This is a genomic window from Lactobacillus sp. M0403, assembly GCF_016101265.1.
In the GTDB taxonomy this organism is placed as follows: Bacteria; Bacillota; Bacilli; order Lactobacillales; family Lactobacillaceae; genus Lactobacillus; species Lactobacillus apis.
The window spans coordinates 1-12,173 of the sequence record NZ_JACFQV010000004.1 but is presented as its reverse complement, the minus strand read 5'-3'; the positions used below and the strand labels follow the sequence as shown (position 1 = coordinate 12,173).

Sequence of the window (12,173 nt, the reverse complement as noted above, 5' to 3'; positions counted from 1 at the left end):
ATAAGCAGTATTTAAAGTAAATAAAAAGAAGAGCTAATTAGCTCTTCTTTTTTTGATTCTTCTTTTGACATTCAGGACAAATACCAAAAATTTCTAGGTGACTTGCCGACGTAACATAGCCCGTTTGTTTTTCAGCTTCTGCACGCATACGATTTTCAACTGCTTCAAAGTCTGGATAATAGACGTCAGCTATGTTATCGCATTGTTTACAAATAATGTGGAAATGAGGCTCTACAAAGTAGTCATAATGAATGGAATCATCACTATTTTTGATTTCGATAACAATGCCTGCGTCAACTAATTTGTTTAGTGTGTTGTAGACTGTTGCTCGATATGCTGGCTCGTCGCCGCTAATTGCTTTAAAAATAGTAGCTGCAGTAGGATGATTATGATGTGTCCGCAGATATTTCAAGATTTTAAGCCGTGGCTTGGTGACTTTCAAATTATGCTCACGTAGTAAATCTTCTGTTTCTTTTAAGTAGTTTGGCACAGGTTTCATCTCCTTAGTTTATTAAGTATAGTTTAGCATTAAATGCACAAAAAAAGTCGCCTTTTATTAGGCGACTTAATTAATCTTTAATTAGTATTTACTGTTCTTTAGCATCTTGATGGTGCTTAATCGTTGGTAAAATCATACCAAGTAAGAATAAAACAATTGGGGTAGCAATGTTCAAGCATAATGTAAATGGATCATCAGAGTACATTCCCATTAAGCAACATGCAACTGTAACAATTAATCCCCAAACACCAAGCGTATATGCAAGCCATTGATGCTTAGTCATTTCGTAGTTTTGGCCATTGTGGAACTTAGCTGCTTGCTTACGTAATGCAATGTAAGCAATGAATACCCATAAATAACGCATTGGCATCACGATAGAGTTTAATTTAACCAGTTGAGCCATGACTGCTTGAGCATTTGGCATGATAGCTTGTAAAACAATTAGACCACCAGATAAGCAAACAACCATCCAAATACCATTGATGTAGGCACCATGCTTGTTAACTTTCAATAGCTTCTTAGGGATATAATCTTTAGCTTCCTTACTACCTAATAGGATACGTAATGGAGCATCGATACTGATTACTAAAGCTGAGAATTGTCCAATAACGTTGCACCAAGCATAAATGTACATGAACAATCCACCAACACCGTAGTATTGGCCCAATTTAGCAAAGGCCATGTAAGGTCCGTTAGAGATGTATTCGTTTAAATTAGCGTTAACAACCTTAGGATCAAACATCATTGCCAAAGCAATTGTTCCTAAAATTGCGGAAATCATGACCATTCCAGCTAAACCTAACATTGATTTAGGGAAGTTACGAGAAGGATCTTTCAACTTATTTACATATGGTGAAATCTTTTCAGCTCCACCAACTGCGAATACTAAAATTGATAATGAAGTAAAGTACTTGAGGTTAAAGTCAGGTACAAAATTCTTCCAGTTCCAGCTGATATTATTAAAACCCGCGTGAGGATTGATCATAGGTGCTGCATACATCATGATAATGAATAAAATTGACATGATGAACATTGATGAACCAGCAATCGTTGACAAAGTCTTAATAACTGGCACACCACGACTAGCAACCCAGCAGAAGAATAAAAAGACAGCAAGAGTTGCTAATTGAGTCCAAGTAGTAGGTAAACTGTCATACCAAGTAGTATTGCCAAAAATACCCCATGACATACCTCTTAAGCCACCAGTACCTTTACTTGAGATATAAACGACATGAACAGCCCAGAAAGTCCAACCAGCATAGTATGCCCACTTTGGACCGATTGTAGCATTAATCCATGATGAGACTCCACCTTCGGAGTTTTGAAAGACAGAGCCGAGCTCACCAACCATTAATGCATAAGGGATGAAAAACAGAAGGAAAATAATAATCCAACTGAGAATAACTTTTGTTCCATCAAAATAAATGAACCCATTAACAACATTACCAAAGCTCCAAACAATAGAGAAGGCCATAGTTGCTAGGGTGGGCCACATCATTTTTTTGGAATTTTCTTGCGATGTTTCCATAACCTAGTTCTCCTTACAGAAAAAATAATAACTTTGATATTGTAACGCAGAGGATTATAAAAATCTAATTTTTGTTAGAATCCTAAAAATACTCTATTGATTTAACTTTTTAAAAGTGTGAAACTATCTATATATGTTTTATTAGGAGGGTAAAGAATTTAATGAAGAAAAAGTTTATAAGTAAGTTGCTAGTTGCCTGCTCAATTATGGTAACTGGCTTATTTGTCGGGAGTAACACAACTGAAGTAAATGCCAAGAGCTACCACAAAGCTGTGACTAAAATTGCTGGCAATGGTAACTATGCTATTTACCATAAGGCAAGCAAAAAAGGTCCATCAGGTAAATTTACTTCAACTAAGTATTTTAAGCATGCTCAAATTCAATCAAAGCAATCGCTTGATACTAAAAAGGGTAAGTTTTGGAAAATTATTGTTGATGGACGTACAGTTGGCTGGGTCAGCCAAGACTTTTTTGCAAGAAACAAAATTGCAGTCGTTTCTAAAGTAAGCCTAGTACAAAATCCAAGTTTTTCATTTGATACAAGAGATGCAATTAACTATGCTACAAACAGTGAAGGAACAGCTGTTAACGCAAATAAAGTTAAAGTTTCAACGTCTAGTGTTAGTTCCGCTACCCCTGGCGCTACAACAGTTAATTACAGTTACGGCAATGCAAAGGCAAGTACAGTAGTAACTGTTCGTGCTGACAAAAATGAAGGTATAACTAGAGCTTCTGTTACGCCTAAAAATGGTCCTAAAGAAGTTTCTACTTGGAAGGGCAGTTCAAAATCTAGTTCAAGAAATTGGAACGCAGCTCACAATTATACTTTTGAAACCAGACCGAATACTTTTAAATCAAATGGCTTAACTCTTAAAACTAAGTTTTTCCAACCTCGTTTTGTCAGTTTAGATTACAACAAGGCAGCTGATAAAATGGGACAAGTTGGTGTGATACCAGAAGGAATAACAGTACGTGGTTCCAACTTTACAGTTGCTGTCTTCAATTCAAGTAGTGATCAGTACGGCCACTTGGTTTCATATGATTTAAACCATGTTAGCAAGTATGGCGCCCAGAATTTACCAGGCTTAAAATGGTCAACTTTCAAAAAATATGCATCACATATTAAAGTCAGTCCATACATTAAGCTTGGACATGGACAAGCAATCGGCTCTTCAGCAAATTATATTTATGTAATTGCTAATGATAACAAGATGAAGAATTCCACTGCTTCTGAAGAAATTTATCAAATTCGTAAGTCAGACATGATGGTTAACCAAATTTGGAGCTTCAGAATTTGGAGTGGTTCATCACCAAGATATATTCACAATGCAACATTCCCTGATGATAACACGATGTATTGCTTATTCCATAATGGTGGCAACAACCGTTATGAATACTGGAAAGTAACGCGGACCGGTGATTCTTGGGTACCAGAAGAAGTTGGTGCGACAAAGGGTAACTTCGTCAGCAACCATTCACCTGTTCAAGGATTTACTTATGATCCATTGCATGACCAATTCTACGTTGGCTTTAACGACTACATTTTCAAAGTGGCCAAAGACGGAACTTACAAGAAGACGCATCATTTCAACGTAAAACGTGAGCTTGAGGGTCTGTCTATTTCCGGCAATAAGATTTACGCTGAATTTGCTCAACGTGGAGAATTAACCGTTGGTAAGACAAAATAAAATGAATTAAAAACAGTTTTCCGAAAGGAAGACTGTTTTTGCTTTAGTCCGGATTAATAATAAATTGACTATCCTTATAAAGTTTGCATATTATTTTAATTATTATATAATTTCATTTATAGTATTTTTAAAATAGTTTAAGGAAGGTCCCTATGCAAAACATACTAGAAACAACTAACTTAACCAAAAAGTTCAAAAATCAAGTTGCACTTGATCATGTTAATATACATGTACCTGCCAATCAGGTTTATTGCTTGCTTGGACCAAATGGAGCCGGTAAGACGACACTGATGAAAATTTTAACTGGAATGATTTCAGCCACAGAAGGATTGATTTCCTTTGCTGGACATGAATGGTCTAGAAAAGATCTTGCGTCTATCGGTTCGTTGATTGAGAATGCACCGTTATATGGCAACCTAACTGCAAGAGAAAATTTGCAGGTCATTTGTAATTTGCGAGGCGTAGATACTAATGAAATAGATAATATTTTAGCAACAGTGGGTATGGATCAAACTGGAAAGAAACTTGCTAAAAATTTTTCTTTAGGTATGAAAGAACGATTGGGAATTGGGCTAGCCTTAGTTGGTAGTCCTAAGCTATTGATTTTAGACGAGCCAACAAACGGACTTGATCCACTAGGAATTCAACAATTACGTAACCTGATTGCTGAATTTAAAAAGAAAGATATCACAATTATTATTTCAAGTCACATGTTATCAGAAGTTGAGCATTTAGCAGATAACATTGGAATTATCGGAAACGGTAAACTTCTCTTAGAAAAGCCGATAGATCATCAGGAAAACTTGGAAGAACTGTTTAATAGTACGTTGATGAAAGCTGGTGTTACAGGTGCTTAAAGCTCTATCAATAGAAACTCTTAAAACTAAAAGAACTCTTGTTAGACAATTAATCTGTTTTTTTCCATTCTTAGTAGCAATTGTCACTTTTCTATTATTTGCAGCAGCCGGCTATGTGGCTCAAAGCATAATTAATCAGTGGAGTTGTATTTGGTTTCCATTATTTTTAGCACTAATCATTGGGCTAAATGATCGCCATGAAAAAAATAGTACTGAATATAAAATGATTCTGAGCTCACCGGATGACTTATTTAGTTATGAGTTAGGTAGAATACTTCATGGGTCTCTACAAGGCCTGATTACTTCCCTTGTCCTAGTTATTTTGGTTTGCGTACTTTCATTTGTGACAGTTACTAGTGTTTCAGTCTCCTCAATAGTTTTGGCGATTTTGGGATTATGGCTTGTGAATTTATGGCAAGTACCTTTATACACATGGATTAGTCGTTTGACGAATATGTATGTTACAGTGCTTATTGCGGCTATCGGAGTTTTTATTGGCATAGAAATTAATGAATATGCTTGGGGGAAAATTTGGCCATTTACTTGGTCTGAAATTTTCCCAATTTCTCTAATTAAGATTAAAATAAATGGTCTCCCGATAGCAAATACTTCAGGCTTATCGAATAATTACTGGACGATTGGAGCAGCACTTGTTTTATTTGTGATTTTAAGTTACTTGGGTGCTAGATCATTTAGAAATCAGGTAAAGAAGAATGATTAATAAAATATTTAAAGCCGAAAACGAAAAATTAAAGCGTAGTTTTTTATTATACATGCATCTATTTGTGCTACTTATTTTCCCGCTAATTATGGGACTTTACTATGGAAGTAAGAAGAATTTTGTTAATTCCCAAACCATGGTTATAAGTTTTTATGAAATATTAGCAATTGTTTCTCCTTTAGTCATTAGCGTTGTGGTTTGTCTTGTTTTTGATAGAGAAGAAAAAGCCGGCGGCTGCAAAAATTGGTTGTCCAATCCTATAGGGAAGGGCAAAACTATAATGACGCAATTGCTATACTATTGGCTGTGGTATTTTGTTGAAATAGTAGGGACAAGTATTTTTTACTATTTGATTCTAAAATATGGGTTCCGTGTAACGGGTATCTCCTTCTTAAAGCTTCTTCTAACAAGCATTGCTTTTGCTCTTTTTGGCTTTTTGCAATACGCAATTGCTCAATTAATTGTACTTAAATGGAACGTTGGGGGAGCAATGATTTTAGGATTCTTTGGATCCGTAATTTCTGCTTTAAGCATTACAGTTATCTTCGACTTTATTTGGCCGATTGTACCCTGGTCATGGCAAATTTATTTGATTGCTTTTTGGCAGAAAGAAATGAGTCTTGGCTCCCAAAAAGTCATAGGATTATTGATGCTAATTCCACTCTTCTTAACAGTTATATTTAGCCTGTTGATTGAAAAGGCATATAGAAACTGGCAACACTAAAAATTAGAGTAGTGCATTATAATTTAGATGAGGACTAACTTTCGATTTTTAATCGAAGTTAGTCCTTTTTGTTTAAAAATAGATATTAACATGCTAAAGTATGTGAGTAATTTTGCTATGTATGGCAATGTTTAAGACTTTTTATAATTTCAATAAAATAATTTTTCAAAGGAAAGATATCAGTTATCATCTTAATTTGATAAAACCAAGTATTTTGATTAAGGAGAACCTTTTGACTAAAAGAGATTTTATTGATAGCTGTAATTTTTCACAAGTTGAAATGCAATATATGGCCGAACTGGGCTTGAAGCTAAAAGCGGCAATTGAGCACGGATATTATCCACCATTACTAAAGGGCAAGAGTTTGGGGATGATTTTCGATCAATCCTCAACAAGAACGCGCTGCTCTGCTGAAGCTGCAATGACTGAATTAGGTGGCCATGCATTATATTTAGCACCTGGTCAAATTCAATTAGGCGAGGGTGGTCATGAAGGATTAGCGGATACCAGTCGTGCTCTAGGAGACTTGCTCGATATTATTGGAGTTAGAACGGCTAGCCAAGAAGATGTTGAAGAGATAGCTCAAAATTCTCGGGTACCTGTTGTTAACTTTATGACCGATGATGATCATCCTACTCAAGCATTAGGTGATTTGATTACCATTAAGGAGTATTTGCCTGAAGGTAAGAAACTATCTGAAGTAAAGCTTGTTTTTGTCGGGGATGCTACGCAAATAGCTGTTTCAGCAATTTATCTTTGTGCGCAAATGGGCATGCAATTTGTGCAATATGGTCCTAAATCTAAGCAAATGCCAAAGAAAATAGTAGAAAAAGCACAAGAAATTGCTGACAAAACAGGTGGTACAATCACTTTATCTGAAGATGAAGCAGTTTTAAAAAACGCAGACTTCATTTATACAGATGTTTGGTACGGCTTATATGATCAAGAACTGAATAAAGATGAATACATGAAGATCTTTTACCCTAAATATCAAGTTAATGACGAGTTAATTGCAAAAACCGAAAATCCTAATGTTAAATTTATGCACTGCTTGCCTGCTAATAGGGGCGAAGAGGTCAGTGCTTCTGTTCTTGAAGGTGAAAAATCAATTGCGTGGGAGCAAGCAGCCAATAAGAAAGCTGCTATGCGTGCAGTGTTTGTTTATTTACTTAATGCCAATTTTGCTACAGACGCTGATTCAATCAAGATTGCTAGTCGGTATCAAAATGAATTGCAAGAAATACTAGAACAAAGACCGTAAAAGCAAAAAGAGCTAAATGACAACAATTCATTTAGCTCTTTTATTGTTTAATTATGGGTCCCCTGAGAGTCGAACTCAGATTTTAAGAACCGGAATCTTACGTGCGATCCATTACACTAAGGACCCAATTAGCACTTGAACAAGTATAGCAGAAAAAAGCAAAAAATTGAATTCTTTTTGTTCCAAAAGCTAAGCAGGACTCAGTTATTACTTAAAACTAAGGAAAAAGCAGTTAAATTATTAAGACTTTCTAATCGGTTCATTTTTGCTTGAATTATTTTTTTGTGGTTGATATACTATAGATGTCGATTGAGGAATGAAGAATTTAATTGATATAAGTTCACGTTTCTCTTATATTTTTAGACAATCTGGGACAAAAAATGACAATAGCTAGGTCAAAAATGTCCCAGGAGAAGGAGAGAAGTCGATGTACTCGGAAATTCCTGTGCTAGAAGCTCTCGTTCCTGACATTTTAAAAGTTTTTCGACAAAGATATCTTGTTCTAGAGCAGATATCACTTAAAGCTCCAATTGGGCGTAGAAGTGTTGCTCAGTCTTTAGGACTTTCTGAAAGGAACGTTCGAACTGAAACGGAGTATCTTCGTGATCTCGGCTTAATCGAGATTAAAAGCTTTGGAATGTTTATGACAGAAAAAGGTCAGAAGATGTTGCAGGATGCAGCACCGGTGATTGATCGACTATTCAATGCACGTGAGACTGAGGTTGATTTAGCTCGTAAACTTGGAATTGAACGGACGATTATTGTTCCTGGTGATAGTGACTTGCAAGAACTTGTTTATGAGCGAATGGGTGAAGAACTCAATTCAGCTCTTGACTTGCTTTTGCCTCTAGGACACTCAATTATCACTGTTTTAGGTGGAGCTGCACTTGCCAAGTCAGCAAAAAATTTGTCTAGAAATTTAGGTAAAAATCGGCAATTAGAATTTGTACCTGGTAGAGGTGCCTTGGGTGAAAATGTTGCGATTCAAAGCAACACAATTGTTCAGGAAATGGCACTGAAAACAGGTGGTAAATATAGAACTTTATATTTACCTGAGCAGGTTTCTACAGAAGCCTATAAGTCACTGATTCGTGAATCAACTGTTGCTGATGTGCTTGAAGATATTTCAAAAACTGATGTTGTCATTCATGGAATAGGGCTAGCTCAAGATATGGCGCGGCGCAGAGGATACGATTCGGTTCGTTTGTCTGAGTTGCGTGAAAAAAAGGTCGTTACCGAATGTTTTGGGTGTTTTTTCGATAGCGATGGTAAGATTGTCGACCGCGTGCATCAGGTTGGCTTGCAGTTCGAAAATCTGAACAAAATACCTCACATATTTGCCTTTGCTTGTGGTGGCAGAAAAGCCAAAGCAATCAAAGCTTATATGCCCAATGCTCCTCATCAAACCTGGTTAATTACTGATGAGGGAGCCTCAAAGAAGATTTTAAAGGAGAAATAATTCTCATTTAAAATAAAAAGATGTTTATAGTTCTTAAGGAGGACTTTAGAATATGACAGTTAAAATTGGTATTAACGGCTTTGGCCGTATTGGTCGTTTAGCATTCCGTCGAATCATGGATTTGGGCGAAAAGTCAAAGGATATCGAAGTTGTTGCTATTAACGACTTGACTACTCCAGCACTTTTAGCACACTTATTGAAGTATGACTCAACTCATGGTACTTTCAACCACGAAGTTTCAGCTACTGATGATTCAATCGTTGTAGATGGTAAGAAATACCGTGTATACGCAGAACCACAAGCTCAAAACATTCCATGGGTTGAGAACGATGGTGTTGACTTTGTTCTTGAATGTACTGGTTTCTACACTAGCAAGGCTAAGTCACAAGCTCACCTTGATGCTGGTGCAAAGAGAGTCTTAATTTCAGCACCTGCTGGTAACGACTTGAAGACTATTGTTTACTCAGTAAACGATGATACTTTAGACGCAAGCGACACAATCGTATCTGCTGGTTCATGTACTACTAACTCATTGGCACCAATGGTTGACGCTTTGCAAAAAGAATTTGGTGTTAAGGTAGCTACTATGACTACTATCCACGCTTACACTTCAACTCAAATGCTTTTGGACGGACCTGTTCGTGGTGGTAACAAGCGCGCTGCTCGTGCTGCTGCAGTTAACATTATTCCTCACTCAACTGGTGCTGCTAAGGCTATTGGTCTTGTTGTTCCAGAATTGAACGGTAAAGTTAACGGTCACGCACAACGTGTACCAGTTACTGATGGTTCATTGACTGAATTAGTTTCAATCCTTGACAAGAAGGTAACTGCTGACGAAGTTAACTCAGCATTGAAGAAATATGAAAGCCCATCATTTGCATACAACGATGATGAAATCGTTTCAAGTGATGTTGTAGGTATGACTGCTGGTTCAATCTTTGACCCAACTCAAACTATGGTAACCACTGCCGGTGACAACCAATTAGTTAAGACTGTTGCTTGGTACGACAATGAATACTCATTCACTTGCCAAATGGTTCGTACTTTGTTGAAATTTGCTACTCTTTAATCTGTAAATTAGATTACTGAATAAGTAGTAAAGAGAAGGCGGAGGGAAATTCTTCCTTCCGCCTTTTTTTCAAGAAAAATAATTAAGTTATCGGAGGATATAGATGGCTAAATTAATCGTTTCAGACGTTGATGTTAAAGATAAAAAGGTATTAGTTCGTGTTGACTTTAATGTTCCTATTAAAGATGGTGTGATTGGTGACGACAACAGAATCGTTGCCGCACTTCCAACTATTAACTACATTATCGACAATGGTGGTAAGGCAATCTTACTAAGTCACTTAGGTCGTATTAAGTCAGATGCAGACAAGAAGGACTTATCACTTAAACCAATCGCTGATCGTTTGAGTGAATTATTGAAGAAACCTGTTACCTTTGTTCCTGAAAACGAAGGTAAAGAAGTTGAAGATGCTATTAACAACATGCAAGATGGCGATGTTGTTGTTCTTGAAAACACTCGTTTCCAAGATATCGACAACGACTTTGGCAAGCGTGAAAGTAAAAATGATCCTAAGCTTGGTGAATACTGGGCATCATTAGGTGACGTTTACGTTAACGATGCCTTTGGTACTGCACACAGAAGCCATGCTTCAAATGTTGGAATTGCTGAAGCAATGAAGAAGGCTGGTAAGCCTGCTGCAGCTGGTTTCCTAATGGAAAAGGAAATCAAGTTCTTAGGTGATGCTGTTGCAAATCCAGTTCACCCATTTGTTACTATCTTAGGTGGTGCAAAGGTTTCTGATAAGATTGACGTTATCACTAACTTGATTCCTAAGTCTGACCACATCTTGATCGGTGGTGGTATGGCTTATACTTTCTTAGCAGCACAAGGTCATGAAATTGGTAAGTCATTATTTGAACCAGATAAGGTTGACTTGGCTAAAGAATTGCTTGAAAAAGCAGATGGTAAGATTGTTTTACCAGTAGATAACTTGGCTGCAACTGAATTTTCAAATGATGCTGCTCGTAAAGTTGTTGGTGACGACATTCCTGAAAACATGATGGGTCTTGACATTGGTCCTAAGACTGTTGAAAAGTTCAAGGATATCTTGAAAGATGCTAAGACTGTTGTTTGGAATGGACCAATGGGTGCATTTGAAATGCCTAACTTCGCTGAAGGTACTCTAGAAGTTGGTAAAGCATTAGCTGATTTGACTGATGCTACTACTATTATCGGTGGTGGTGACTCAACAGCAGCCGCTAAGCAATTAGGTATTGCTCCTAAGATTACTCACATCTCAACTGGTGGTGGAGCTTCATTGGAATACCTTGAAGGTAAAGAATTGCCAGGAATTGCCTGCATTTCAGACAAATAAGCTATCAGAAAGGACAATAATTAAATGCGTATACCAATTATTGCTGGTAACTGGAAACTAAACATGAACCCAGAACAAACTGCTGAGTTCGTAGCTTCTATTAAAAATGAGTTACCAGAATCAAGTAAAGTAGAATCAGTAATTTGTGCTCCAGCCGTTGACCTTGATGCATTGAAAAAGGCTGCTGAAGGTTCAGAACTACATGTAGGTGCAGAAAATGCCTACTTCGAAACTGAAGGTGCTTTTACTGGTGAAACTTCTCCTAAAGTTCTTAACGAAATGGGAATCGATTACTGCATTATTGGTCACTCAGAGCGTCGTGAATACTTCCACGAAACTGATGAAGATATTAACAAGAAAGCTAAAGTTTTATTTGCTAATAACGTAACTCCAATCGTTTGCTGTGGTGAGTCACTTGAAACTCGTGAAGCTAACAAGCAAGAAGAATGGGTAGTTGGCCAAATTAAAGCTGATTTGGATGGTTTAACTGCTGAACAAGTTTCAAACCTTGTTATTGCTTATGAACCAATTTGGGCAATCGGAACTGGTAAGACTGCTAGTTCAGAACAAGCAGAAGAAATGTGCAAGACAATCCGTGAGACTGTCAAGGACTTGTACGATGATGAAACTGCTGAAAATGTTCGTATCCAATATGGTGGTTCAGTTAACCCAGCTAATGTTAAAGAATTGATGGGTAAGCCAAATATTGATGGAGGTTTAGTTGGTGGTGCATCACTTAAACCTGATTCATATTTAGCTTTGGTAAATTACCAAGACTAATTTTAACTGTATAAATGAAAAAGCCTCTGCAAATAGCAAAGGCTTTTTTTGTTTAGCAAAAATTTAGTACCATGGTTATTACTATAAAGTGAGCAAAGTACAAGTTGTTTTTTATAAAATCGTGTATTAAAATTTAATATATTAGATAAAATAGTCATTAAATTAATGATCGTTAGGAGAAAATAATGAAACTGTCAAATTTTTTGTGTAAATAGATTTTTCTCGTAGATTGATTTTTTAATCTTTTATTTAATCAAAGTAGGATTCTAAGG

At 36.6% G+C, this 12,173-nt stretch carries 11 protein-coding genes; 9 read left to right on the top strand and 2 right to left on the bottom strand.

From position 1 onward, the window contains the following. Nucleotides 1-37: 37 nt before the first annotated feature. Nucleotides 38-499, bottom strand: coding sequence for a Fur family transcriptional regulator (locus H3T48_RS05735; RefSeq protein ID WP_074425564.1), 462 nt, complete (start codon nt 497-499; stop codon nt 38-40). A gap of 88 nt (nt 500-587) precedes the next feature. Then, nucleotides 588-2,027, bottom strand: a complete 1,440-nt coding sequence (locus H3T48_RS05730) for an APC family permease (RefSeq protein ID WP_198188850.1) — start codon at nt 2,025-2,027, stop codon at nt 588-590. 161 nt (nt 2,028-2,188) lie between these two features. Here H3T48_RS05730 and H3T48_RS05725 point away from each other — a divergent pair, with 161 nt between their 5' ends. From H3T48_RS05725 to tpiA, 9 genes are all read left to right on the top strand, one after another. After that, on the top strand, nt 2,189-3,715 hold the full coding sequence (locus H3T48_RS05725; RefSeq protein WP_198188849.1) for an SH3-like domain-containing protein: 1,527 nt from the start codon (nt 2,189-2,191) through the stop codon (nt 3,713-3,715). A gap of 152 nt (nt 3,716-3,867) precedes the next feature. Beyond that, nucleotides 3,868-4,572 carry a lantibiotic protection ABC transporter ATP-binding subunit gene (locus tag H3T48_RS05720; protein WP_198188848.1) on the top strand — a complete coding sequence of 235 codons (705 nt, stop codon included), beginning with the start codon at nt 3,868-3,870 and terminating at the stop codon, nt 4,570-4,572. Continuing rightward, nucleotides 4,565-5,293: a hypothetical protein gene (locus tag H3T48_RS05715; protein ID WP_198188847.1), complete on the top strand. Its 729-nt coding sequence runs from the start codon at nt 4,565-4,567 to the stop codon at nt 5,291-5,293. Before H3T48_RS05720 ends, H3T48_RS05715 begins: the two co-directional genes overlap by 8 nt. Next, nucleotides 5,286-6,017 carry an ABC transporter permease gene (locus tag H3T48_RS05710; protein WP_198188846.1) on the top strand — a complete coding sequence of 244 codons (732 nt, stop codon included), beginning with the start codon at nt 5,286-5,288 and terminating at the stop codon, nt 6,015-6,017. Before H3T48_RS05715 ends, H3T48_RS05710 begins: the two co-directional genes overlap by 8 nt. A 232-nt stretch (nt 6,018-6,249) precedes the next feature. Beyond that, nucleotides 6,250-7,278 (top strand): ornithine carbamoyltransferase, encoded by a 1,029-nt coding sequence (gene argF, locus H3T48_RS05705; RefSeq protein ID WP_198188845.1) that lies wholly within the window; start codon nt 6,250-6,252, stop codon nt 7,276-7,278. Nucleotides 7,279-7,705: 427 nt separating this feature from the next. Then, complete coding sequence (locus H3T48_RS05700) at nt 7,706-8,737, top strand: sugar-binding transcriptional regulator (RefSeq protein ID WP_046306514.1); 1,032 nt, start codon at nt 7,706-7,708, stop codon at nt 8,735-8,737. Nucleotides 8,738-8,789: 52 nt separating this feature from the next. After that, entirely contained in the window at nt 8,790-9,806 is a 1,017-nt protein-coding gene (gene gap / locus H3T48_RS05695; RefSeq protein ID WP_198188844.1) for a type I glyceraldehyde-3-phosphate dehydrogenase, read from the top strand. A 103-nt stretch (nt 9,807-9,909) separates the two neighbouring features. Continuing rightward, nucleotides 9,910-11,121, top strand: a complete 1,212-nt coding sequence (pgk, locus tag H3T48_RS05690; protein ID WP_046306517.1) for a phosphoglycerate kinase — start codon at nt 9,910-9,912, stop codon at nt 11,119-11,121. A gap of 24 nt (nt 11,122-11,145) precedes the next feature. Continuing rightward, nucleotides 11,146-11,901 carry a triose-phosphate isomerase gene (gene tpiA, locus H3T48_RS05685; protein ID WP_198188843.1) on the top strand — a complete coding sequence of 252 codons (756 nt, stop codon included), beginning with the start codon at nt 11,146-11,148 and terminating at the stop codon, nt 11,899-11,901. The last annotated feature ends 272 nt before the right edge of the window (nt 11,902-12,173 follow it).